This window comes from Arcobacter venerupis (genome assembly GCF_013201665.1).
In the GTDB taxonomy this organism is placed as follows: domain Bacteria; phylum Campylobacterota; class Campylobacteria; order Campylobacterales; family Arcobacteraceae; genus Aliarcobacter; species Aliarcobacter venerupis.
Window position 1 is genome coordinate 3,133,524 of sequence record NZ_CP053840.1, and the last position, 26,122, is coordinate 3,159,645.

24 protein-coding genes are annotated in these 26,122 nt (G+C 27.3%); 18 read left to right on the forward strand and 6 right to left on the reverse strand.

The window, feature by feature from the left end; all coding sequences use genetic code 11:
- Window positions 1-10: 10 nt before the first annotated feature.
- The 8 genes from AVENP_RS15510 to AVENP_RS15545 all read left to right on the forward strand — a co-directional run bounded on the left by AVENP_RS15510 (window position 11) and on the right by AVENP_RS15545 (window position 10,729).
- Window positions 11-673 carry an HAD family hydrolase gene (locus tag AVENP_RS15510; protein WP_128359869.1) on the forward strand — a complete coding sequence of 221 codons (663 nt, stop codon included), beginning with the start codon at window positions 11-13 and terminating at the stop codon, window positions 671-673.
- 1 nt (window position 674) lies between these two features.
- Complete coding sequence (locus AVENP_RS15515) at window positions 675-920, forward strand: hypothetical protein (RefSeq protein WP_128359868.1); 246 nt, start codon at window positions 675-677, stop codon at window positions 918-920.
- Window positions 921-978: 58 nt separating this feature from the next.
- Window positions 979-1,404 carry a MarR family winged helix-turn-helix transcriptional regulator gene (locus AVENP_RS15520; protein ID WP_128359867.1) on the forward strand — a complete coding sequence of 142 codons (426 nt, stop codon included), beginning with the start codon at window positions 979-981 and terminating at the stop codon, window positions 1,402-1,404.
- Window positions 1,404-2,561 carry a multidrug effflux MFS transporter gene (locus AVENP_RS15525; RefSeq protein WP_128359866.1) on the forward strand — a complete coding sequence of 386 codons (1,158 nt, stop codon included), beginning with the start codon at window positions 1,404-1,406 and terminating at the stop codon, window positions 2,559-2,561. The genes AVENP_RS15520 and AVENP_RS15525 overlap by 1 nt, the downstream gene beginning before the upstream one ends.
- A gap of 147 nt (window positions 2,562-2,708) precedes the next feature.
- A complete protein-coding gene (locus AVENP_RS15530) occupies window positions 2,709-5,246 on the forward strand; it encodes an ABC transporter substrate-binding protein (protein WP_153802246.1) in 2,538 nt (845 codons plus the stop codon).
- Entirely contained in the window at window positions 5,234-5,920 is a 687-nt protein-coding gene (locus AVENP_RS15535; RefSeq protein ID WP_128359864.1) for a response regulator transcription factor, read from the forward strand. Before AVENP_RS15530 ends, AVENP_RS15535 begins: the two co-directional genes overlap by 13 nt.
- A gap of 201 nt (window positions 5,921-6,121) precedes the next feature.
- Window positions 6,122-8,071 (forward strand): methyl-accepting chemotaxis protein, encoded by a 1,950-nt coding sequence (locus AVENP_RS15540; protein ID WP_128359863.1) that lies wholly within the window; start codon window positions 6,122-6,124, stop codon window positions 8,069-8,071.
- Between the two features lie 51 nt (window positions 8,072-8,122).
- The gene (locus AVENP_RS15545) at window positions 8,123-10,729 is read left to right on the forward strand and encodes an HD domain-containing phosphohydrolase (protein ID WP_128359862.1); all 2,607 of its coding nucleotides are present in this window, start codon (window positions 8,123-8,125) and stop codon (window positions 10,727-10,729) included.
- Window positions 10,730-10,752: 23 nt separating this feature from the next.
- Here the strand turns inward: AVENP_RS15545 and AVENP_RS15550 are convergent, their stop codons facing one another.
- A complete protein-coding gene (locus tag AVENP_RS15550) occupies window positions 10,753-11,136 on the reverse strand; it encodes a hypothetical protein (protein WP_128359861.1) in 384 nt (127 codons plus the stop codon).
- Between the two features lie 111 nt (window positions 11,137-11,247).
- On the opposite strand from AVENP_RS15550, the gene AVENP_RS15555 reads away from it, so the two are divergent.
- The 3 genes from AVENP_RS15555 to AVENP_RS15565 all read left to right on the forward strand — a co-directional run bounded on the left by AVENP_RS15555 (window position 11,248) and on the right by AVENP_RS15565 (window position 12,736).
- The gene (locus AVENP_RS15555) at window positions 11,248-12,096 is read left to right on the forward strand and encodes a bacteriohemerythrin (protein WP_128359860.1); all 849 of its coding nucleotides are present in this window, start codon (window positions 11,248-11,250) and stop codon (window positions 12,094-12,096) included.
- Window positions 12,097-12,130: 34 nt separating this feature from the next.
- Window positions 12,131-12,469: a hypothetical protein gene (locus AVENP_RS15560; protein ID WP_128359859.1), complete on the forward strand. Its 339-nt coding sequence runs from the start codon at window positions 12,131-12,133 to the stop codon at window positions 12,467-12,469.
- 75 nt (window positions 12,470-12,544) lie between these two features.
- Window positions 12,545-12,736 carry a hypothetical protein gene (locus AVENP_RS15565; protein ID WP_128359858.1) on the forward strand — a complete coding sequence of 64 codons (192 nt, stop codon included), beginning with the start codon at window positions 12,545-12,547 and terminating at the stop codon, window positions 12,734-12,736.
- 4 nt (window positions 12,737-12,740) lie between these two features.
- On the opposite strand, the gene AVENP_RS15570 is transcribed toward AVENP_RS15565, so the two are convergent.
- The 4 genes from AVENP_RS15570 to AVENP_RS15585 are packed head-to-tail and all read right to left on the reverse strand — an operon-like array spanning window position 12,741 to window position 15,833.
- Window positions 12,741-13,109, reverse strand: coding sequence for a HepT-like ribonuclease domain-containing protein (locus tag AVENP_RS15570; protein ID WP_128359857.1), 369 nt, complete (start codon window positions 13,107-13,109; stop codon window positions 12,741-12,743).
- Complete coding sequence (locus AVENP_RS15575; protein ID WP_128359856.1) at window positions 13,102-13,392, reverse strand: nucleotidyltransferase family protein; 291 nt, start codon at window positions 13,390-13,392, stop codon at window positions 13,102-13,104. Before AVENP_RS15575 ends, AVENP_RS15570 begins: the two co-directional genes overlap by 8 nt.
- Window positions 13,393-13,451: 59 nt before the next feature.
- Window positions 13,452-14,576, reverse strand: coding sequence for a hypothetical protein (locus tag AVENP_RS15580; protein WP_128359855.1), 1,125 nt, complete (start codon window positions 14,574-14,576; stop codon window positions 13,452-13,454).
- Between the two features lie 30 nt (window positions 14,577-14,606).
- Complete coding sequence (locus AVENP_RS15585) at window positions 14,607-15,833, reverse strand: BaiN/RdsA family NAD(P)/FAD-dependent oxidoreductase (RefSeq protein WP_128359854.1); 1,227 nt, start codon at window positions 15,831-15,833, stop codon at window positions 14,607-14,609.
- A gap of 96 nt (window positions 15,834-15,929) precedes the next feature.
- Here AVENP_RS15585 and AVENP_RS15590 point away from each other — a divergent pair, with 96 nt between their 5' ends.
- The 7 genes from AVENP_RS15590 to AVENP_RS15620 all read left to right on the forward strand — a co-directional run bounded on the left by AVENP_RS15590 (window position 15,930) and on the right by AVENP_RS15620 (window position 25,726).
- Entirely contained in the window at window positions 15,930-16,931 is a 1,002-nt protein-coding gene (locus AVENP_RS15590; protein WP_128359853.1) for an AAA family ATPase, read from the forward strand.
- A gap of 2 nt (window positions 16,932-16,933) precedes the next feature.
- Window positions 16,934-18,076 (forward strand): vWA domain-containing protein, encoded by a 1,143-nt coding sequence (locus AVENP_RS15595; RefSeq protein ID WP_128359852.1) that lies wholly within the window; start codon window positions 16,934-16,936, stop codon window positions 18,074-18,076.
- A gap of 104 nt (window positions 18,077-18,180) precedes the next feature.
- Window positions 18,181-19,377 carry an efflux RND transporter periplasmic adaptor subunit gene (locus tag AVENP_RS15600; protein WP_128359851.1) on the forward strand — a complete coding sequence of 399 codons (1,197 nt, stop codon included), beginning with the start codon at window positions 18,181-18,183 and terminating at the stop codon, window positions 19,375-19,377.
- On the forward strand, window positions 19,377-22,496 hold the full coding sequence (locus AVENP_RS15605) for an efflux RND transporter permease subunit (RefSeq protein WP_128359850.1): 3,120 nt from the start codon (window positions 19,377-19,379) through the stop codon (window positions 22,494-22,496). The genes AVENP_RS15600 and AVENP_RS15605 overlap by 1 nt, the downstream gene beginning before the upstream one ends.
- Window positions 22,483-23,901: an efflux transporter outer membrane subunit gene (locus AVENP_RS15610; RefSeq protein WP_128359849.1), complete on the forward strand. Its 1,419-nt coding sequence runs from the start codon at window positions 22,483-22,485 to the stop codon at window positions 23,899-23,901. Before AVENP_RS15605 ends, AVENP_RS15610 begins: the two co-directional genes overlap by 14 nt.
- A 97-nt stretch (window positions 23,902-23,998) precedes the next feature.
- Entirely contained in the window at window positions 23,999-24,568 is a 570-nt protein-coding gene (locus AVENP_RS15615; RefSeq protein ID WP_128359848.1) for a hypothetical protein, read from the forward strand.
- Between the two features lie 123 nt (window positions 24,569-24,691).
- Window positions 24,692-25,726, forward strand: a complete 1,035-nt coding sequence (locus AVENP_RS15620) for a DUF4062 domain-containing protein (RefSeq protein ID WP_128359847.1) — start codon at window positions 24,692-24,694, stop codon at window positions 25,724-25,726.
- Between the two features lie 29 nt (window positions 25,727-25,755).
- Here AVENP_RS15620 and AVENP_RS15625 read toward each other — a convergent pair whose 3' ends face one another.
- Window positions 25,756-26,070: a cupin domain-containing protein gene (locus tag AVENP_RS15625; RefSeq protein ID WP_128359846.1), complete on the reverse strand. Its 315-nt coding sequence runs from the start codon at window positions 26,068-26,070 to the stop codon at window positions 25,756-25,758.
- Window positions 26,071-26,122: the final 52 nt, after the last annotated feature.

The window sequence follows — 26,122 nt, forward strand, 5'->3', positions numbered from 1 at the left end:
AAGGAAAAAAATGAATACTAAAAAAACAATAATATTTGATTTAGATGGAACACTTATTGATTCACTCGAAGATATAGCTCTTTGTATGAATACAGTTTTAAAAGAGTTAGATTTACCAACATATGAAATAAATGCTTATAAATATTTTGTTGGTGGTGGAGTTAGTGTTTTAGTTGATAATGTCCTAAAAGATTTAAATGTAGATTCACAAACCCAACTAAAAGAGACTATCTCTGAAAAATTTAAAGAAATTTATGATTTAAAACTTCATGATAAAACAAAACCTTATGAGGGAATTTATGATTTACTTGATGAACTTGTAAAGTTAGATTATAAAATTGGTATTTTATCAAATAAACCCCATGAAGCAACCCTCGCTCATGTGAATAGTTTATTCTCAAAATATAATCTAAAAGAGATTCATGGTCAAAAATCTCATGTTGAGAAAAAACCTAATCCTACAGCTGCAATTCAAATTGCAAATAGTTTTAACACTCCTTGTGAAGAGATATATTTTATTGGAGATACAATGATTGATATGCAAACAGCAAAAAATGCGAAAATGATTGGTGTTGGTGTTTTATGGGGATTTAGAGATGAAAAAGAGTTAAGAGACAATGGTGCAACTTTTATTGTTAAACATCCTTTAGATATTCTAGAAATACTCAAATAACATGGGTGATATATATAAAACAATAAGCTGTCAATTTTATGATATGTTAGAAGAGTTGGCAGTAAAAAGAATTAAATCGAAAATTCTTTATATGGATAATGAAAATGAACTACTCATAGAAGAGTTAATAGTTGATTTTAAAACAAAAAATAAAGAAGAGTTTTTAATTCTAAGTGATGGAACTCAAATCAGACTTGATAAAATTCTAAAAATCAATGATTTAAGCCCATCAAACATAAAATGTTAGATTAATTACCTTTAAAGGTTGTATATGCAACTATTGCATATGCAATCAAAGGATAATTATGGCTTATGAATTAGAAAAATCACTTGGTTTTAAAATAAATCAAACTGCAAATAAAATAAATAACAAATATACGCAAGTACTTCACACTTTTGATATAGCTCCTGAACAAAGAGCTACTTTAGAAATTATAAAATATGAAGAAGATGTAAATCAAACAAAAATCGCAAATATTTTAGGAAAAGACAAAACTACAATAAGTAGAACCCTTGCAACCTTAGAAAAAAAAGGTTTTATCTTAAAAAAACAAATAGACAAACGAACAAATCTAATTGAACTTACAAAATTAGGAGATGAAATTTTAGAAAAAAGTGCAAACCAAGTAAAAGAATTTAGAGATTCTTTATTTTCAAATTTAGAAGATACAGAAGTTACTATACTTATAAACTTACTTGAAAAGGTTACTTCAAATGTTGAAGAGTTGTAATGAAAAAATCAATTAATCATTTATATCTAATAATTTTATTATCAATTTTATCTTCAGTTGCACCAATGGGTGTTGATACGTATATTCCATCTATACCAGATATTGCAACTGTTTTTAGTGTAAGTATTGAAAAAATCGAGTTATCATTATCTATTTTTTTAATAGGACTTGCTGTAGGACAAATATTTGGAGGACCTCTTTCAGATAGATATGGAAGAAAAATGTGTTCAGTTTATGGACTTTTAGGTTATGCATTATTTAGTTTTATCATAATATTTAGTACAAGTATCTATGAGCTATGGACTTATAGATTTTTTGAAGCATTTTTTGGAGGAGTTGTTATTGTAAATGCAGCTGCTGCTGTAAGAGATAGATTTCATGGAGCAGAAGCTGCAAAAGTATTTTCACTCATGGGAATAGTAAGAAGTATCGCACCACTAATCGCTCCAACCATTGGAGCTGCGATTGTTCATTTCTTTGATTGGGAAGCTGTATTTATATTTTTAACTCTTTATGCTTTAGTTGTAGCATTTTTTATATATAAAGATTTACCTGAAAGTTATACTTATGTAAAACAAAATATTTGGGAATCGTACAAAATAGTATTAACTCACAAAGCAGCTATGAAAGCTATGCTTGTGCTTGGATTTAGTTTTGGTGGATTTTTTATAATTATTGCAAAAAGTTCATTTATCTATATAGAATATTTTAAAATCTCAACTGATTATTTTCCTTTTTTCTTTGGAATAAATTTTGTTTTAATGATGCTAATGATAAAAGTTAATATCAATTTATTAAAAAAATATACTGATTTAACACTTGTAAAAGTTGCTATTTTAATCCAAATTGCGACAGGTATAATTTTTACTTTAAATCAAGAAAATATCAGTTTAATTTTAGTAATGATTTTAATTGCTACATACATGAGTATGATGGCATTTATTTTTGGAAATTGTATGTCTTTAGCTTTGGAATATTTTCAAAAAAATGCTGGAGTTGCATCAGGTGTAATTGGAGTTGTCCAATTTGGATTAGGATCAATTATTTCATCAATTGCTCTAATGTTTCATGATGGAACTTTTTTACCAATAGGACTTTCAATCTGCTTTATTTCTATAATTGCTTTTCTAATAATTAGAACCTACAAAAATGTATAAAAGAAAAATCTTTTATACATTTATTCTCTAATCTAACTCTTTTATACTAGATAAATCTATTTTTTAATATTGTCATTTTTACTATATTGTTTTAAGCTATAATAATCGTTCGACTCTGTTATTTAATAAAAGGATAATCCTTAGATTGTGTATAGATATTTTATATTTATAATTTTCCTACCTTTTCCTTTGAGTGCCAATGAAGTTTTACAAAAAACTATATTACAACTTTCATGGTTTAATCAATTTCAATTTGCTGGATATTATATAGCAAAAGAAAAAGGCTTCTATAAAGATTTCGGGCTGGATGTGGATATAAAAGATTTTAATTTAAATATAAATGTCACGAAAGAGATCAGCGAGGGAAAAGTTGACTTTGGAATAGCCAGAGAAACTTTAATTTCTGAAAAAATAAATACTTATCACAATATAATTGCTCTTTATCCTCTACTACAAATTTCTCCACTTATTCTAATAGCAAAAAGAGATTCAAATATAAATAATATTAAAGATTTCAAAGATAAAAGAATAATGCTAAGTGAAAATGATAAAACTCAAGCTTCAATAAAAGCAATCTTTGTTTCTAACAATATCAATCAAACATCCTTAAATATAATTAAACATTCCCATAATATAAATGATTTAATAGACAACAAAGTGGACATAATGAGTGCTTATGTTTCTAAAGCACCTTTTACTTTAATACAAAGGAATATCCCTTTTAATACTTTCTCCCCAAAAGATTATGGTTTTGATTTTTATAGTGATTTCTTATTTACAACTAGTGAATTAATCAAAAAAGATTTAGCTAAAGTTTTAGCTTTTAAAAAAGCTTCATTAAAAGGTTGGGAATATGCCTACTCAAATATTGAAGAGAGTGTAGATTTAATTTTAGAAAAATACAATACTCAAAATTTAACAAAAGAAGAACTTATTTTTGAAGCTAAAGAATTAAAAAAACTATCCTATTATAAAAATAATGCTCTTGGAAATGTTGATAAAAATAAATTAATTCGTATCTACGATACATATCGATTGATGGGACAATTTGAAAATTCTAAAAACCCTACAGATTTTATATTTGATGAATCTAAACCTATATTAAATATAGATGAAAGTAATTATTTAGAAAATAAAGATACATTAAAAATGTGTATGAGAACTAACTTCTTACCATATGAAAATTATTCGAATAAAAATTCTATTGGAATAAATTATGAGTATATAAAATTTCTGGAAAAAAAACTTGATATAAATATAAGTTTAGTAGCTACAAATTCAGAAGAAGAAAGTTTTTTACAATTAGAAAATCATAATTGTGATTTTCTTTCATCCACACTAGAAAACAAAAATTTCATATCTACCAAACCTTATTTAGAACTCCCTTACGTATTTGTTAGTTTGGACAACAACTCATTTGTTACAAGTTTTGAACAATTAAAAAGCAAAAAACTATTTATGTTAAATGATGACAAATTAGTAAATATTTTAAAACAAAATTATCCCTCTAGTGAAATTTACACAACACCCTATTCAAGTTCTGCATTCAAACAAATTCTATCAAATAAAGCAGATGGCTATATTGGAAATATTGCTGAAGTAATTTATAATTTGCAAAAAAGTTATAACGTTGAACTTAATATTACTGGAAATTTAGAATACAAAACTAACTTATTTTTATATCTTAGAAAAGATGATATTTTATTAAAAAATATTTTTAATAAAATAATTAACAATACTACAAAAGAAGAAAAAGAGCTTATATTGAATGATTATACTTCTATTAGATATAAGGAAATTATAAACCATAAATCAATGTTCTTGGTACTTTTAGTTTCATTATTAGTTATTAGTTTTCTCGTAATTGTTTATATTAGAGAAAGTATTTTAAAAACTAAAATTCAAAAACTAAATAAAAATTTAGAGAAAAGAGTAACAGAAGAGAGTTCAAAAAATAGAAAAAAAGATGAGATATTATTTAAACAAGCAAAATTAGCGTCCATGGGAGAGATGATAAATAATATTGCCCATCAATGGAGACAACCATTAAATAGAATAAACTTATCAATACAAGTAATAGAGAATATACTAAAAGATAATTCTCATATTTTAGATCAAAAAGAGTTAATAGACAAAAAAATATTTCACATCAATAAAAATATAAGTTATATGTCAAATACTTTAGAAGATTTTATGAATTTCTTTCATCCAAATAAAGAAAAAAATAGTTTTTGTTTGAATAGCTTAATAAAAAAAGCCATTACTTTGGTACAAAGTAGTGACCACAATATAAAATTTGATATAGAAATAGATGAACAAATTAATATCTACACTTTCGAAAATGAATTTTTACAAGTACTATTGATTTTATTAGAAAACTCTATTGATTCTTTTAAAAAAACAAAAATTCATCACAAATATATTGGGATTTTTGCCAATGTTGAAAATCAAAAAGTTATATTATATATAAGAGATAATGCAGGAGGAATTCCTTCTTCAATTATAGACAAAGTTTTCGAGCCTTATTTCACTACAAAATTTAAGAATGAAGGTTCTGGGCTTGGACTATACATGGCAAAGATGCTTATAGAAGAGAGTATTGGTGGGAAGATAGATGTTTACTCACAAAATTCTTATACAAATTTTAAAATAACCCTACCAAAGGAGAATGAATGTCAAATTTAAATTTACTTTATGTCGAAGATGATGAAGATACTATTGAAAATATAGATTTCTTTTTAAAAAGACACTTTAATGAAATAATAGTGGCACAAGACGGAGAAGAAGCTCTAAAATTTTTTAAAGAAAAAAAAGTTGATATTATAATTTTAGATATTAATATTCCAAAAATAAATGGATTAAAACTTGCTGGAAAAATTAGAGAACTAAATAGAAAAATTCCCATTATTTTTTTAACTGCTTACAGCGATAGAGAAAATTTATTACAAGCAATAAATGTCCATGCTTTTTCTTATCTTATAAAACCTTTTAAAATTGATGAATTAATAGATGTACTAAATAAATGTAAAAAGGATTTTTTTTGTAAATATCAAAATCCAGATATAAAAAAATTAAGTGGAAATTTCACATGGAATAAACAAAAAAAAGAGCTATTTTTTGATAATCAAAGAATTTCACTAACAAAAAATGAAATTGCATTAATTGATTTATTTATTGAATATGATTCTAGGTTTTTTACTCCTGAAGAGATAAATGAATATATATCTTTAAATAATGACATAAAAGATAACTCAATAATTCAACTTATATCAAGGTTAAAAAGAAAAATAACAAATCTTACGGGAAATAATAACTTCTTTATTGAAAATATTTATAACAAAGGTTATCATATTTTATAGAGTCAATTCTTAATATTTTTATTTCTTACTAATAAAAAATAGTATTAATACGTCATTTGTCATTTTTTACATATAAAGTTGGAATAGAATTCTAAGAAAAAATAGTTAATGTATTTGTAAATTATACCAATTTACAAGTAGTAAAAATAATATTTTTTACACATATAAATATTATTAACTAATTCTTCCAAGGATATATTTATGTTAAGAAATTTAAGTACAAAAAAGAAACTGTTCCTATTCCCTACTTTATTTATAGCAATTGTTGTTATTTCAACTTTTGTATATAATTATTATAGCAATATGGCAAATACTAGAAATTATGTTGCATTAACAACTGATGAATTTGTTCAACAAGTACTAAAAGGAAGAATTTCTATCTATCAATTCTTACGAAACCCTAAAGAAGAAAATAGAGTAATTGTTATTGAAAATTTCAAAAAATTAGACAAAAATGTTTCTGAATTAAAAACCATTCTTGTTACTAAAAAAAATAGAGATTTATGTGATGATATTTTGGCATTTTCTGAAAACTATATTAATGATTTTGATTCTTTATCTAAAAAGAGAATTGTTGATTTCGCAAATGGCGTTATAGTTGAGTCTGATGGGATGAAAGAAAAAATATTAAAAATGGCAGATATAGGCTTAAAATTAGAAGATAAAATTATTGAAATAAATTTAAGTGCTGTAGAGTTAAGGGATGAAGCTTTTAATTTATTGAATAGAATTTTAATCATTCTTGCAATTATTTCTGTTGTAGTTTTTATTTTAATCTCAATACTAATATCAAATATTGTTGTAAATTCATTAAATGAGTTTAAGAATGGATTACTCACATTTTTTGGATATTTAAACAGAGAAATAAAAGATGTTTCTCTTCTTGATGATAGAGCCAATGATGAATTTGGGGAAATGTCAAAAGTTGTTAATAAAAATATAACAAAAACAAAACAAGGTATTGAAGAAGATAGAAAATTAATAGATGAAACAATTAGTGTTTTAGGAGAATTTGAGCAAGGTGATTTATGCCAAAGATTAAATATTAATGTTTCAAATCCTGCTTTAATGCAACTAAAAGATGTATTAAATAAAATGGCTGATAATTTAGAATCAAATATTGATAATGTTCTTCATATTTTAGAAGAGTATTCAAACTATCACTATTTAAATAAAATTTCAACAAATGATATAAAAGAGCATCTACTAAAACTTGCAAATGGAGTTAATACTCTTGGTGATTCTATTACAGAAATGTTAGTTGAAAATAAATCAAATGGTTTAACTTTAGATGAGAGTTCAAATATACTACTTACAAATGTAGATAAATTAAATATCAGTTCAAATGAAGCAGCAGCAAGTCTAGAAGAAACAGCAGCAGCAATAGAAGAGATAACTTCTAATATTAGACATAATACGCAAAGTATTTCAAAAATGGCTAGTTACTCAGATAAAGTTACAAGTTCAGCAACACATGGAGAAAAACTCGCTAATCAAACAAATATTTCTATGGATGAAATAAATGCACAAGTTACAGCGATTAATGAAGCAATTACAGTAATTGATCAAATTGCCTTTCAAACAAATATTCTTTCACTAAATGCAGCCGTTGAAGCAGCAACAGCAGGAGAAGCTGGAAAAGGATTTGCAGTAGTTGCAGCAGAAGTAAGAAACCTAGCTTCAAGAAGTGCAGAAGCAGCTAAAGAGATAAAAGATTTAGTTCAAAATGCAACAACAAAAGCAAATCAAGGTAAAGAAATTGCTGGAAATATGATAGAGGGATATAAACAGTTAAATGAAAATATTTCTTTAACAATAAATTTAATATCAGATATTCAAAATGCTTCAAAAGAACAACTTTTAGGAATTGAGCAAATCAATGATGCTGTTAATCAATTAGATCAACAAACTCAACAAAATGCCATGGTTGCTTCTCAAACTCATGATGTTGCAGTTTTAACAGATGAAATAGCGAAATTAGTTGTAAGTAGCGCTGATGAAAAAGAGTTTTTAGGTAAAAACCAAGTAAAAGCTAGAAATGTTGAGAAGAAATCAAAACCTGATTTAATATCAAAAAAGAATAGTCCAGTAAAACAAGAAAAAAAGATAATTACTTCAAAACATGAAGAATCAGATTGGGAGAGTTTTTAAACTCTTCAATATATAAAAAACAAACGCTTCTGTTAGTAAGGTAAAAATTATATGTTTACACTAAACCATAAATATGAAAAAAAAGAGGATTTAGAAAATTTTATTGTAAAAAATCAAATCAGAAATTCAAATAATCTTTTAATTCAAATCTTCTATTCAAAAAATAGGATAGAAAACATATTAGAAATCAAAGAATTTTTACAAAATTCTTTTTATAATAGCGCAATTATTGGTGCATCAACAAGTGGAATAATTTCAGATGGAAAAATCACATACAGCGATATTATCATTTCATTCTCAATTTTTGAGGCATCAAATACTCTTTCAAAAGGTTATAAAAACCAATCTATTGATAATATTTTAATTGATTTATCAAAGAACATAATTCAAGAAAACACTAAACTATTAATAATAATTACAAAAAATTTTAGTTTTGATTATTCTACTCTTTTAAAAAAATTGAATATGAAATTTCCAAATATTGTTATTGCAGGAGGAAATACAGGAGATTATTCTTCAAAAGAACAAACTAATTTATTTTCAAATAATCATGATGATTGTGATTTAATATTCGCATCTATTAATTCAAATATCTTAGAAGTTCAAACAAACTATTTATTTAATTGGGAATCAATAGGTGAAGAAATGAGTATTACAAAAATCAATAAATCCACTGTTTATACCATAGATAATAAAAGAGCCATAGATGTATATAGGGAATATTTAGGTAATACTCTTGCAGATGATTTAATAAAATATGGAGCTGAATTTCCTTTGATTTATGAAGAGAATAATGTACTTATTGCAAGAGCTTTAATAAATTGTAATGAGCAAAATGGCTCAATTACTTTTGCAGGAGAAATACCTAAAAATAAAAAAGTAAAATTTGGTTTTGCAAATATTGATTCAATAAAAGAGCTTAATAAACAAAATATTTTACGTAAATATGAGCATAAACAAGAATCCATTTTTATCTATTCTTGCTCAGCAAGAAAACAAATGCTTGGCTCTTTTTTTAAAAAAGAAATTAAAATGTTAAATAACTTAGGAATTTCTAATGGATTAATAGTTAATGGGGAATTCTTCCATGATAAACAGGACTCTACAAATAATTTATTAAATATTTCAACAACATTCGTCACTTTAAATGAAAATACAGTTAATGAAAAATTAGAGTTTGAAAATGATGAGATTTTAACTTCAAAGAAAGATATAAAACTTAATGCCCTTACAAATCTTATAAAAAAAACCAGTGAAAAACTCGATGAAAATAACTATTATCTTAAACAATTCAAAAATATAGTAAACGAATCTTCTATTTACTCTACAACCAATCAACTTGGTGAAATAACTCATATAAATAAGAATTTTCAAGAAATTAGTGGTTATAAAAAAGATGAACTTATAGGTAAAAATCATAATATTGTTAAGCATCCAGATACTCCTTTGAAAAAACATGAAGAACTATGGGAAACTATTCAATCAGGTCAAATATGGCATGGTTTGATAAAAAATCAAAGAAAAAATGGTTCTGTTTATTATCTTCTTTCTGATATAGCTCCTATTTATTATAAAAATGGTGAGTTTCGAGAATATGTTGGCATCAAACATAATGTAACAGAAGTTGAAGAGTACAAACAACTATTAAAGCATGAACTTGATTCAACAAGTAAAACATTAAAAGATAATCTAAACTATACAAAACAATATGAAAATGCTGTAAATGCTTCTGTTGCTATTATGAAGATTGGTATAAATGGACTAATTACATATGTAAATGAAAAATTTTTAAACCTAAGTGAATATGAGGAAAGTGAAATTCTTGGGAAAAAATGGGATGAATTACTTAGTTTAAAGCATAAAAATAATGGGGATAATACAAAAATATTTAATCAACTAGAAAATGGAAAAACAGTAAATACCATATTAACTAAAAAAACAAAAAAAGGTAAAACTTTTATAACTAGGTCAATCTTTTACCCAATTATTAAAAAAGGTAAAATCCTTGAATATTTAAATGTATTAAATGATTTAACAGATATTTTTAAACTAAACGAAGAGATTATAAATACACAAAAAGAAGTAGTTTTTACAATGGGAGCAATTGGAGAGACAAGATCTCAAGAAACTGGACTTCATGTAAAAAGAGTTGCTGAATACTCTTATTTACTTGCTATCTTATCTGGACTAAGTGAAAAAGAAGCAAACTTATTAAAACAAGCAAGTCCTATGCACGACATTGGGAAAGTTGGAATTCCTGATAATATTTTAAATAAGCCAGGAAGGTTAACTCCCGAAGAGTTTGAAATCATGAAATCCCATGCTCAACTTGGTTATGAAATGTTAAAACACTCAAAAAGAGATATTTTAAAAGCCTCAGCAATAGTTGCAAGAGAACACCATGAAAAATGGGATGGAAGTGGTTACCCAAGAGCTTTAAAGGGTGAAGATATTCATATTTATGGAAGAATTACTGCAATTGCTGATGTTTTTGATGCTTTAGGACATGATAGAATTTACAAAAAAGCTTGGCCTCTTGAAGATATTTTTAAACTATTAAATGAAGAAAAAGGCAAACATTTTGACCCAAATTTAATAGATATTTTCTTTAATAATTTAGATAAATTCTTAGAAATAAAAGAGCTTTTAAATGATTAAAAGATATAAAAGAGTTTCCTCTTTTATATCTCTAATTCAAAAAAGTTTTCCTCAACTTTTTCGTATTTTGCAAGTGAACATGTGATTTTTATTGCGTTATCATAATCTTTGAATTCATCAATAAATAATTTTTGTAACTTTTCAACTTCAACTGCTCTAAAAATAAAATAACCTAAAACATCTGTTCCTCTTGAACCTGTTTTTTCTATTCCAAAGCTATCAAATTTCCAGTCAATTCCCCTTGAAAAGAAAAAAACTTCTGATAATCTTTTTTCTAATTCTTCTCTTACGCTATTATTATATGCTTTTAAATGTATGAAAAATGCTACGTTTGTATTAAATTGTGATTGTACTAACTTCTCTTGTTCTGGTGTTGTTGGTTTTTCTATTAACTCTATATTGCTCATGTGAAAATGCTTCCTATTTTTTCCCGTATTATAGTAAATTTTCATAAAATAAAGCTTGTATTAATAATTTAAATCTATAATTGAAGTAATAAAAAAATACATAAGGTTATCATGACTGTTAAATTAAACCAAGATACAATAATTTGGAAATCAGAATACAATATCAATAATTTTAAGATTGATAAGGAACATCAAAAACTCTTCACCATAGCCAGAGAAGCCATGAATGTTTCTAAACTAAAAGATGATGAAAAAGTAAAAAGTAAACTAAAAGACATTATTACAAAACTTTTTGATTATGTTGGTACTCATTTTTCAAATGAACAAAAATATATGGAAGAAATCTCTTATCCAGAATTGCATAATCACAAACTTCTTCATAAACATATGTTAAATATGCTAACAACATTAATCTCTGAATTAAGTAAATTGGAATTACATGAAATTGAAAAATCTCTTCTTAATTTCATTGAAGAGTATTTTATAAGACATATAGTTTTAGAGGATAAAAAAATCCAACTTTGGAATACTTCACTTGCTGATTTAAAAAGTAATTTTGGTTGGAAAGAGATTTATAGTGTTGGGAATAAAGAGATTGACAAAGAACATAAAAAACTTTTTGATATTGCAGAAGAAGCTTTTACAGAGGTAGAACCAAAGTTAAGAAATGCAAAAATCAAAGAAGTTTTGACTGATTTATACACTTATATGAAAACTCATTTTAAACATGAAGAAAAATATATGTCACAGATGAATTACCCATTAATTGAAGAGCATAAAGTTTTACATCATGACATTATTGAAAAGATAAATAGCTTTGTAAAACAGTTACCAACAATAGATGAAAGTGTCTTTGAAAAAGAGTTAGCAAAGATAATTGATATAGCTTTAGTTCATCATATAATCCAAGAAGATAGGAAAATTATATCTTGGGCAAGGTCAAATTCCGAGATAAAATGATATAATCCGCCACATTATTTTAAGGATTATATATATGAAAAAAATCGTTTTAGCAACTGCATTATCTATTTCTGCACTTTTAGCATTTGATGTTGGAGGAGCTTTAAAAAATGTAGGAACTTCAGCTTTAAATGGAAATACTGATACAAAATCATTAACAAAAACAGCTGGTGAATCTTTAGGTTTAACATCTGACGCATTAGGTGATAAATTAGCAACTGCTGTAAAATCAAACAATACAGCTGTTGCATCTATGGATAAAGCAAAAGAATTATGTGAAAAAGCTTCATCTATTCAATCATATGCAAATATTGATAGTAGCATTGTAAAACAAGCTATTACTGTTTGTAGCGAAAAAGTTATGGCAAAATAATCTCACTTTTTTAAAAGATGAAAGTTTTTCTTTCATCTTTTTATACTACTTTCAACTCAGAAAAAAGAACTCAAAATGAATATAGAATTTAGATTTTTACAAAAAGCTATTGTTGATAAAAACTATATTAGTTTTACTTACGAAGATAAAAGTTATAGAAATGTCAAAGCTTTAAAGATGGATGATGAGAATAGAGTTCATTGTGATAAGGGTATTTTTGAGTTTGGGAAGATTAGGAAGTTGGTGGTTTTGAGGGAGAGGTTTTAAAAGTTTATTTTAAATAACCTCTAATTTCTCCAACTTTTATTTCTAATTCTTGTAGTTCATTTGAACAAATATCAAAAACTGTTTCAGAATCAATATCAACATAATGATGAGATATAAAATCTCTTGTTTTTATGATTCTACTCCAATAGTTTTTATCTGCTACTTTTAAAAGAAGTTCATTTTCTCTTTTATACAAATTCTTTAAAGCTTCACCAATAGCTTGGATTCTCATAGAAATAGCATCTAATTTATCAAGTCCTTCATCCGAATCTAAAAAATCATCGCTCGATTTTATGCTTTTAAATCTTCTATTTATAAGTCTAATACTTTCTAGAATAAAATCAATTAGTTCAATAGTTGTTGATTTATCCATAAATTACTTCTTTTTGGATTTTGTCAAAAATCGCACCATTACTTCTTTTGTGTTTGTGCATTAAATCGATTTTTTTATTATAAAGTTCTTCTAAAAATACCCATAATCCTGAGATATTTTTAAATGTTTTATTTTTAAACTCTACATAAATATCAATATCACTATTTTCAGTTTGTTTATCTTTTGCATAACTTCCAAATAGTCCTATTTTATCAACTTCAAAAGTATTTTGGATATAACTTTTTTCTTGAGTTAGTTTTTCTAAAATATCATTTTTTGTCATTTAGACTCCTTTGATAATGAGTGGGTATTATTATAACAAATTGTACCATTTTGACCAAATCATTTAGAAAAATGAGTGATTAAAAATTCTAACCATGCTGAAGTATTTGTTAAATTACCTACAATAATATTATCAATGTGTTCTTTTAAACTAACATAACCTTTTGAATCTTCTTTTTTCAACTCTAGCAATAATTGTTTTGTTTCTGTTATATCTCTTTTTTCAATAGATTTAGTCAATCTCTTAATCAACTTGTCTTTTGTAAGTAATGAACTTAAAAGAATCTCTATATTTTCTTTATTTGTTAATAAAGCTTCTGAAAACTCTTTTCTAAGAAAATTCACTTCATCTTCAAGTGATATAATTCTATTTTTATAAGTATCATCTTTTAAAGATAATAATTCCTGTTGAAATAAGATTTTATTTTGTGCTTCTCTTAGTTCTTGTTTTAACTCAATTAATTGAATTGGATTTGATGTAAATTCTTGGGGAGTTATTTGATTTGTTATAACCATTCCATATCTATTTAAATATTCTTCTATTTCTTCTTTTTTACCATCTGGAGTTTCTATAATCATAGTTACTCTCAGACCTTCTTGTTTAATTGAAACACTTACTTTTTCATTTGGATACTTTTCTTGTAGTAATTTCCCAAAATACTGAAGAATAGATATCCCTGCTGTTAAATGTTCAGGAGGAAATTCGATATTTTTATTTATATTACAATGTTGAAAAATTTTTTTATGAATATTTCCTATTTCATTAAGAAAAAAAATTTCTGTATCTTTTAATCTTTCATTTTTATCTACAAAATAAACTACCTCTACAAAAATATTACCTTCTTCGTATATAGGATCACAATCAGCAAAATAAAACTTAAATAATTTACAATATTCTTTAGGTGAAATTGAATAATTCCAATCTTCTACAGGTAAAACTTTAAATAACTTAAAAATAATACATTGTTCTTTTTTATAAAAATGATATCCTATATCATTTAATAAACCATCAAATAATATATTATTTAAAATGTCATTCTCATTTAGATTTAATAAAATTTCTAATTCTTCAGTTGTTTCAATCTCAACCATTTTCTCACAATCATCATCAACTATGTTATCCTTAATACTTTTAAATTTAATTTTATCTAAATATAAAATATCATTTCTATTTTCTAATCTCATATATTTCCCTTATATTTCATAATTAGCATTTTACTTTCCCAAGCTTTTCCCAACCAAGTAACCACTCGCCCACGCAAATTGAAGATTAAAACCTCCCCTATTTCCTACTATATCTAAAACTTCTCCTGCAAAAAACAGACCTTTACATAACTTACTCTCATAAGTTTTATTATCTACCTCAGCGGTTCTTACTCCTCCGCCACTGGCTTCTGCGTGTCCGAAACCTTGGGTGTCTATTATTTTTAGTTTCCATTGGTTTAATTGATAGGCTAAGGCTTTGATTTGTTTTGCGTTTACATCAGCAGCTTTTGTATCTATGTTGATTTTACAAATATCTAATAATACTGGTGCTATTTTATTTGATACCATTCCTGTTATTATATCTACGGCTTTTTGACTTGGGATAGTTTTGAAAAGTGTTTGGATTTGGTCGCCTAGATCATTTCTGTTTATTTTTGGGAAGAAGTTTATTGCTATTTTTACATCTTGGTATTGGCTTAGGTTTAAAACTGCCAGTTGTGATATATCTAAAATTGCGAATCCTGAAACTCCATAACTTGTGAATAATACATCTCCAAAAATCTCTTGCTCTAAATTTCCATTTACATATAGGCTTACATTACACTCTTTTTTTACACCTTGAAGTTTTCCATTATAGGTATTATCAGTTTTAAGTCCTACAAGGGAAGGATAAGTTGGATTGAAACTGTGTCCAAATTTTGAGGCGAAGTCTAAACCGCTTTCGTTTGCATTTAGTTGTGGAGCTGCTCCTAAACCATTTGAGATTAGTACTTTATCATATGCTTTATATTCATTTTCTTGAGTTTTGATATTAAACTTATCTTCTACTTTTTCAATGTCTGTTATCATTGATTCTAAATATATATTCACACCTAACTCTTTTAATGCTAACTCCAAAAGATTAGTTACTGATTTTGCTTCATTTGATAAAGGATATACTTTTCCACTTGGTTTTATATCAAGTAAAAGGCCAATACTTTTGCAAAACTTTTCAAAGGCTTTGAAATCAAACTCTTTTAGTGCAAAACTTGTAAAGTCTGGATTTTCTCCTAGATAGTTTTTTGAAGTTATTTGATTGTTTGAGATATTACATCTTCCATTTCCACTGGCTAGTATCTTTTTACCTATACCTTTGTTTGCATCAAATAAATCTATTTGTAAATTTTTGTTTAATCTTTTGGCAGTAATGGCGGCAATTATTCCCGCTGCTCCTGCTCCTATTATTGCTATTTTCAAATCTATCCCTAAAAGTTTTTTTGATTATAGCTAATAGACTCTTTCAAATACAAGGAACGTTTATTGCAATACTTATCCCATAAATAAAGGATATACATGAATCCACAGAAAATAAAACGCTCAGTAGAACACCTATGTGAAAGAAAAGTACCTATATTCTTATGGGGACCTCCTGGTATTGGAAAATCTTCAATCATTGCTCAAATTGCAAAGGAAAAAGGAATAGCTTGTATAGATTTAAGACTATCACTTCTTGACCCTACAGATTTAAGAGGAATTCCATTTTTTGATGCAGTTAATCAAACAGCTATTTGGGCACCAGCTTCATTCTTACCAGATGGTAGTATTAAAGAGGGAATTCTATTTTTAGATGAATTAAATACAGCAGCTCCAATGGTTCAAGCTTCTGCTTATCAGTTGATTCTTGATAGAAAAATCGGGGAATACACTCTTCCTGATGGTTGGTCAATAGTTGCCGCTGGAAATAGAGAAAGTGATAGAGGTGTAGTTTTTAGAATGGCAGCACCACTTGCAAATAGATTTATTCACCTTGATATGGAAGTAAGTGTTGATGACTGGAGAGCATGGGCAATAAACAATAATATTGATTTATCTATAATCTCATTTATCTCATATAGACCTGATGCTTTGTTTACTTTTAATACTCAAAGTGATACAAAAGCCTTTGCAACTCCTCGAACTTGGCATTATGTAAATGAAGTTCTATTATCAACTCCTGAAGATGATTTGATAATGGCACTAATTAGTGGAGCAATTGGTGAAGAGTTAGCAGCTTCATTTTTAGGATTTAAAGCAGTTATCAAAGATCTTCCAAATATTGATGGAATCCTAGATGGAACTGAAAAAGAGTTTCCAACAGATACTTCTGCTTTACATATACTTTGTACAGCCTTAGCAATTAGAATTTCAGAAGATACAAGAACAAAAGAGTTAGAGAATCTTCTTAATTATTCTCTAAATCTTCCAGGAGAGTTTTCTGTTATGATTATTCAAGATTTAAGACAAAGAAGTATTGAACTTGATTATCTAAAATCTTGGCCATTGTGGATGAAAAAATTCAACACGCTACTTCGTTAATTATGAATGCAAACACACTTTTAATCAAAGCCAAAAGCCAACTAACAACTAAATACCCATATTTTGGAATGTTGGCATCAAGATTAAAACATGAAGAGAGTGAAAATATAGAATCTTATGCCAGTAATGGAGTAAGGTTTTTATATAACCCTGATTTTATAAACAGTTGTACAATTGAAGAACTCTCTTTTATTTTGACAAACTGTGTTATGCATCACATTTTATCTCACCAACAAAGAAAACTAAAAAGAAAAGGTTATCTTTGGCAATTAGCAACTGATTATGCAATCAATAATCTTCTTTTTAAAAATGGTATGAAAATGCCCCATGGTGTAAATTATGATAAAAAATTCAAAAATATGTACGCTGAAGAGATTTATGATTTTCTAAAAAAAGAGTTAATTGAGAGTGGAGTTGATGCTTTTGATGATGAAAAGGTTCAGCAAAATGATGAGCAAAAAAACAATAGAGATAATACTCAAAAGTTTAGAAAAGTAAAAAAAATCCAAGAGAACCTAGATGAGCGAGACGAAGAACAATGGGAATACGCAAGCGCACTTGCAAAAGAGGTATCAACTAGAAAATCTCTAATGCCTTTAGGTTTTGAAAGACTTGCAAAAAAAGTAGTAGCCCAAAATATAGATTGGAAGTTTGAACTTTACAATGCCATAAATCGCCACATGAGAAATAACTACGCTTTTATGCCACCAAATAAAAAACATCTTTACAGAGGTTTTGCCCTGCCCTCACTTACAAGTGATACTTTGAGTTTAATAGTTGCCATTGATACATCTGGTTCTATAAGAGAAGAGATTTTAGGAGCATTTATAGAAGAGTTTAAAGCAATTATGCAAAACTTTCCAGCAGTTAATATCGAACTTCTAATAGCAGATGCAAAAGTTCATGCTCACTATAGTTTTAGAGGTGCTGAAGATATAGAGTTTGCCCTAAAAGGTGGAGGAGGAACGGACTATCGACCAGTTTTTGAATACATCGATGCAAACTTCCCAATGTCAAGTATGCTTTTATATTTTACAGATGGAGATGGAATATTCCCAAGAATCCCACCATCTTATGAAGTTCTTTGGGCATTGTCAAATAAAAAAGATAGGATTCCATTTGGTAGAGCTTTGGTGATTTTTTAATCTTCTTACAAATGGCCTTTAATAATGTAATTGTGTTAAGATACTATTAATTCTGATATACTAAAATCCTTATCACATATAATTACTTAACATAGGATACAATTTTGAATAATTACCTTACAAAAAGTTGTTTTTTTATTAGTTTAATTGGAGTAATCACTATTTTTAATGGTTGTTCTGAACAAGCTGAAAAAAATACACCTACAAAAAAATCAGCAGAAGTTGGAATGCCTCAAATGCCTCAAACTGAAGTAGGCACTTACACAATAAATCAACAAGAAATCACACTACAACAAGAACTTCCAGGAAGAACTGTAATTGCTTTAAACTCAGAAATTCGTCCTCAAATTGGAGGAATAATTGAGCGTCAATTATTTAAAGAGGGTTCAACTGTAAATAAAGGTGATGTTTTATATAAAGTAGTTTCATCAAGTTATGAAGCAGCATATAACGAAGCAAAAGCTTCTTATGCAAATGTTTTAGCAAATGTAAAAGCTGCAAAACTAAAAGATGAAAGATACAAAGATTTACTAAAAATTGATGGTGTTTCAAAACAAGAGTATGAAGATACAAATGTTGCATATTTACAAGCCCTAGCAAGTGTTGAAGAGAAAAAAGCAGCAATGCAAAGTGCTAAAATCAATCTTGAATACACTCAAATCACATCTCCTATTTCTGGACATATTGGAATATCTAGCGTAACAGAAGGAGCATTAGTGACAGCACAACAAGAAACAGCTCTTGCAACTGTTAGGTCTCTTGATCCAATTTATGTGGATTTTACTCAATCAAGTGTTCAAATGTTAAACTTGAAAAAACTTCTTAAACAAGAAAATATGAAAGAAGCAAGTGCAACTGTGAGTCTAAAACTTGAAGATGGTTCAATCTATGAAAATAAGGGAGAATTTAAACTTCAAGAATTAGCAGTTGATGAAGCAACTGGTTCTGTTACATTAAGAGCTCAATTTCCAAATCCAAAAAATATATTATTACCAGGAATGTATGTAAATATTATTGTAAATGAAGCTATTAATACAAAAGCTATTTTAGTTCCTCAACAAGGTGTTACTTTTGATGAAAAAGGAAATGCAACAGCAATGATTGTAAATAAAAATTCAGAAGTTGAAAAACTCCATATTGTAATAGATAGAACAATAAACGACTATTGGTTAGTAAAAGATGGATTTAATGTTGGTGACCACTTAATTGTTGAGGGTCTAAATAAAATCCGAGTTGGTGCAAAAGTTAAAGATAGTGATATTACATCAAACTTCAAATTTGATAACCCTAAAATAAACTAATGGGTACTTTTTTTATAAACAGACCCATCTTTGCTTGGGTTATTTCAATCGTTATCATGTTAGGTGGATTAGCTTCTATATTTAATCTACCTGTTGCTCAATATCCTGATATTGCGCCCCCAACAATAAAAATTTCAACTACTTATACAGGAGCATCTGCTGAGACTGTTGAAAATAGTGTTACTCAATTATTGGAACAACAATTAACTGGATTAGATGGTTTATTATATTTCACATCTTCTAGTACTTCTTCTGGTAGTGTTACTATTAATGTATCTTTTGAACAAGGAACAAATCCAGATACAGCACAAGTTCAAGTTCAAAATAAAATCTCTCAAGTAACAACTAGATTACCAAACTCTGTACAAGAAGAAGGAGTTAATGTTACTAAATCTCAAACAGATTTCTTAATGATTGCTGCTTTGTATGATGAAACAGATAAAGCAACTGCATCTGATATTTCTGATTATTTAGTAAGTAATATTCAAGATTCAGTAGCAAGAAGTGAAGGAGTTGGAAGTATCCAAGTTTTTGGTTCACAATATGCAATGCGTATTTGGTTAGATCCTTCAAAACTTTTAGCATACAAACTTATGCCCTCAGATGTACAAACAGCAATTACAACTCAAAATGTTCAAGTATCAGCTGGTAAAATAGGGGCAATGCCTACCTTAGAAAATCAACAACTAAATGCAACCGTAACTGCTGAATCTAAATTACAAACTCCTGAACAATTTAAAAATATCATACTAAAACATGATACAAATGGAGCATTAGTTCGTCTTTCAGATGTAGCAAGAGTTGAAATAGGAAATGAATCTTATAATAATATAACTAGATTAAATGGTCACCCTGCTTCTGGACTTGCAGTTATGTTATCGTCAGGTGCAAATGCCCTATCAACTGCAAAAAAAGTTAGAGCATTATTAAGTGAATTACAACATAATATGCCAGATGGTTATAAAATTGCATATCCTATTGATAGTACGAAATTTATTAGTATTTCTATAAATGAAGTAGTAAAAACTCTAATTGAAGCTATTTTATTAGTTGTTCTTGTAGTATTTATCTTTTTACAAAATTGGCGAGCTACTATTATTCCAGCAGTTGCTGTTCCAGTTGTTCTTTTAGGAACATTTGGAGTACTTCAAATTTTTGGATACTCAATAAATACCTTAACAATGTTTGGTATGGTTTTATCCATTGGTTTGTTGGTTGATGATGCAATTGTTGTAATTGAAAATGTTGAAAGGATTATGAGAGAAAAAGGTCTTTCTGCACATGATGCAACTGTAGAATCTATGAAAGAAGTAAGTACAGTATTAATAGGAATTGCTATTGTTCTTTCTGCTGTTTTCTTACCAATGGCATTTTTTGATGGTTCAACTGGTGTTATTTATCGACAATTCTCTATTACAATTGTATCTTCAATGATTCTTTCTGTAATTGTGGCTTTAACTTTAACACCAGCATTATGTGCCTCACTATTAACTGAAAAGCACCAAGAAAAAACTACTGGTTTTTTCTATTGGTTTAATAATACTTTTGAATCTATTACAAAAAAATATGAACAAAAAGTTCTAGGTATCTTAAAAAAACCTATAAGATGGATGTTTTTATATTTAATAATTATAGTATCAATGTCATTTTTAATATACAGACTTCCTACAAGTTTTTTACCCCTTGAAGATCAAGGTGAAGTAATGGCTCAAATATCATTACCACAAGGTGCATCAGTAAAAAGAACAAACGAAATCACAAGAAAAGTAGAAGATCATTTTTTAACTAATGAAAAAAACAATACAGAATCTATTTTTACAATTTCAGGATTTAATTTTAGTGGAAGTGGACAAAATGCAGGAATGGCTTTTATTTCTTTAAAAGATTGGGATTCAAGAGTTGATGAAAAAGATAGTGCATCAGAAATAGTAAATCGAACAAATAAACAATTATTTACAACAAGAGATGCTATGATTTTTGCTTTAAACCCTCCTGCTATTAGAGGATTAGGAAATACAAACGGATTCACTTTTCAACTTCAAGCAAATGCAGGAACTTCTAGAGATGATTTAAAACAAATGAGAGATTCATTATTAAGTGGTGCTTCAACTGACTCTATGTTAACAGGTGTTAGATTAGGAAGTATGGAAGAAACTCCCCAATTACATATAGATATTGACCATGAAAAAGCTGTTTCTTTAGGTCTTGAATTATCAGATATTGACTCAACATTAAATGCCGCATGGGCAGGAAGTTATGTAAATGACTTTATTGATAGAGGTAGAGTAAAAAAAGTATATATTCAAGGTGATTCAGCATTCCGTTCTGCTCCTGAAGATATTAATAAGTGGTATGTAAGAGCTAGTGATAATGAGAGTATGACTCCTTTTTCAACTTTTGCTACTACAAAATGGACTTTTGGACCAGAGAGTCTTTCAAGATATAATGGTTTAGCTTCTTATGAAATACAAGGGGCAGGTGCGCAAGGGGTTAGTTCTGGAACTGCTATGAATGAGATGGAAAAATTAGCAAATGAACTTCCAAAAGGTTCTAGTTTTGCATGGAGTGGATTATCATATCAAGAGCATCTTTCAAGTGGACAAAGTACACTTTTATACTCAATTTCTATTTTATTTGTTTTCTTATGTCTTGCTGCTTTATATGAGAGTTGGTCAATTCCTTTTTCTGTTTTATTAGTTATTCCTCTAGGGATTATTGGAGCTGTTTTGATTACAACTATTAGAGGATTAGATAATGATGTTTATTTCCAAGTTGCCTTATTAACTGTAATTGGACTATCCTCTAAAAATGCAATTTTGATTGTCGAGTTCGTTGAAGTCGCCTATAAAAATGGCCACTCTTTAATGGATGCTGCTGTCGAGGGTGCAAGATTAAGATTAAGACCTATTTTAATGACTTCATTAGCCTTTATAGTTGGGGTTTTACCCCTTGCTGTTTCAACAGGAGCTGGAGCAAATAGTAGAATTGCAATTGGAACAGGAATTGTTGGAGGAACACTAACAGCCACTATTCTTGGGGTATTTATGATTCCACTATTTTATGTTTTAATAAGTTCAATATTTAGAAAAAAAGGTAAAGTAAAAAATGAAAACAAATAAAATAATTCATATATCTATCTCACTTACTTTATCAATGTTTTTAAGTGCTTGTAGTTTAATAGATTCTAAATATGAACAACCAGCTGCTCCAATTCCAGTTAATTGGCCAAAAGGAGAAGCATATAAAGTTGAAACTTCAAATATAAGTGAGCCTCTTTTATGGGAAAATATGATTTTAGATGAGAAATTAAAAGAAGTTATAAAAATATCACTTAATCAAAATCGAACACTTAAACAAGCAATAGCAAATATACAATCAGCAAGAGCAACTTACAAAGTACAAAATGCTTCTGAATTTCCAACAATAAATGGGGAAGTTTCTGGAAATAAATCTAAATCTTTGAATAGTTCATCTTCAAATAATTCTACAAATATCTCTGAAAGTTACAATGCAAATGTAGGATTAAGTTCTTACGAATTGGATTTTTTCGGAAAGGCTAGAAATTTATCACAAGCTGATTTTGAAAGTTACTTATCAGTAAAAGAAAATGAAAGAACAACTCGTATTACGATTATTGCAGAAGTTACAAATGCTTGGCTAACAATGGCAGCTGATAAAAGTTTACTAAATTTTGCACAAGAGACTGCTGTTAATAGCAAAAAAAATCTAGATATTATCCAAGCTAGAATAAAAGCAGGTGTTGATTCAAAAGTTGCACTTTATGATGCCCAAACTATATATTTTCAAGCATTAGCAGACATTGAAAAATATAAAACACAAGTAGCCCAAGATTTAAATGCACTTAACTTATCTGTAGGTGAAAATCTTAAAGAAGAGTTACTTCCTACTGGATTAGATGAAAATGCACAATATTTTACTGCAATTCCCGTTGGATTATCTTCAAATGTTTTATTAAATCGTCCAGATATTTTAGCTGCTGAACATGATTTAAAAGCTGCAAATGCAAATATAAGTGTAGCACGAGCTGCATATTTTCCCTCAATTTCGATTACTACAACAGCAGGAGTTGCAAGTTCTGCTTTAAGTAATCTTTTTAGTGGAGGAGCTGCTTCTGTTTGGAGTTTTGCTCCAAATATCTCTTTACCAATTTTTGATTGGGGTTCAAAAGAGGCTTCACTTGATTATGCAAAATCTCAAAGGGATTTATATATTGCAAAATATGAATTAGCAATTCAAACTGCCTTTAGTGAAGTATCAGATGCCCTTGCAAGATATGGAACAATAGAGAATCAATTAAGCGCTCAAGAAAATCTAGTTAATGCTTCTAAAAATAGCTATTTTCTTTCTGAAAAACGTTATAAAGCAGGTATTGATACATACTTAAATGCTTTAACAGCACAAAGAAATTTATATAGTGTAGAACAAGATTTAATCTCTTTACGTTTAACAAAAATTAATAATCGTGTAACTTTATATAGAGTTTTAGCAAACGATGTTGAATAAATAATAGGCTCATCTTTTAAAGGAATCCTTTTTAAGATAGAGCTTTGGTGATTTTTCAATAAACTTGTTATATCATAAAAATAAAAATTGAGTTTAAATGAAAAACTTTAGATATAAAAAATATGTTCCAAATGAGTTAGGAAAAATCATCTTTTTTGAAGATTTAATCCCAAAAAAAGTTTTAAGACAACAGTTTCTTTCAAATCTTTTTACACTATTCTTTTCAATTTTTGGTTTGGTTATTTGTATTTTAATGTTCTCTCATTTTATAATTTCAAATGACTTATTTGGGCTATTTTCTGCTCTACTATTTTCACCTTTTTTCTTTTATCTTTATAAAGCAATCTTAAATTTTTTCATCATTGAAATTGGTGTTGTTTGCGATAAAGGGATAATGATACTTCATTTAAGAAGCGATGATAAGCTAATTAAAAACAGAATTTTTTATTTTGATACAAAATATGAAATAAAGATCCAAGAAAGAAGAAACTTCCATATAGCAGGAAGATACAGATATACCTACGACAAAATCTGCACTTTTTTTGATAAAAATAAAAAAATTTTTCAATTAGGCTACTCTTTTGTGGATAATAGAAAAAGTTCAAAAAAAGAGTTTTTTGATAATAGTGTTTTGGCTTTTGAGACTTTTAGGATTACGAGAAGGTAATTTGATATATTTAAAATCACTTGAAGATATTGAAATTATTTTTTAATTTTAAAATTACTTATTTTGTAAGCAATACTAAACTATTATTTTTTTATAATCGATTACTATATAAAAAGGATTTTTATGGCTATTCCAAGAGTATTTATTAGTTCTACTTGTTATGATTTAAAACACATAAGAGAAAATTTAAAATTTTTTGTAAAAACAATTGGTTATGAATCTGTTTTATCTGATGAGGGGGATGTATTTTATAGTCCATATAGTCATACTCATGAATCTTGTTTAAAAGAAGTAGAAACTTGCCAACTATTTATATTGATTATCGGTGGTAGATATGGTGGAAACTTCAAAGATACTGATAAATCGATAACAAATAATGAATATAAAGAAGCTGTAAAACAAAATATACCTATTTTCACTTTAGTTGAAGCAGGGGTATATTCTGACCACAATGTTTATAATAAAAATAAAAAAGATAAACCCAATATTTATAAAAATATTTCATATCCAAATATAGATGATATAAAAATATTTGATTTTGTTGATGAAGTTAGAAATAACGGCAAAAATAATGCTATTCAGCCTTTTAGAAATTTTTCAGATATGGAAATATACTTAAAAAAGCAATGGGCAGGAATGATGTATGATTTTTTATTAGAAAAAAATAAAGAATCAGAATCTAAACTAACAAATAAATTATTAGATAATATAAACTTAGCATCTAGAAAAACTGAAGAATTAGTAAAATATTTACTAAAACAATCAAATCAAGATAATACAAATATTGATAAAGAAATTGAAAATATTGACAATAAAATTGAAGCAGAAAAATTTGTTCAATTAGTTATTGACAAGTTTAACTTAAACGAATTGCCAAAAATTGCACTCAATAAGTTAATTAATTTAGATATTAATAATATTTCTTGGATTGAATTTCTAGAATTTTTAGGATTTAAACGTACTAAATCTCCTGATAATAAACTTGAAATACTTTGGGCACCACATGAAAAGATGGGATTACAAATTAAAAAGGAAGGTGTTGTATCAAATCATGAAAATTTTGTCAATTTAACAGAAACTTTTAGCTCTCTAAAAAAATTAAATGAAAAAGATAAAAAAGACATTTATCAAAAATTTGTAGATTTATCAAATAAATAAAATAGTTACATTTAACGTAACTATTTTTCTCAATAAAACACTGCAAACCAAACCGTTGGCTCATCAAGACTCGTAAATTTTACTTTATGTTTTTGATAAGCCTCTATATTTAAACAATCACCTTTTTTTAATTCCACTTCCCTATTCTCAAACTCAAGTATTGCAAAACCTTCTAAAAGCAAAACAAACTCATTTTTTTCTTGTTCATACCAAAAATTTTCAGGTGATTTTTGTCCATTTGAAACTATTTTTTCTACTTTTATTGTCTCATTTTTAAAAATTTCAAAAAAAATTTCCTCTTTTTTATCTACTATTATTTGCTCAAAAATATTATATTTTTCCATATTAGAACTCTTTAGAATTATGATTTATTGGTATTTTACATAAAATTACTTA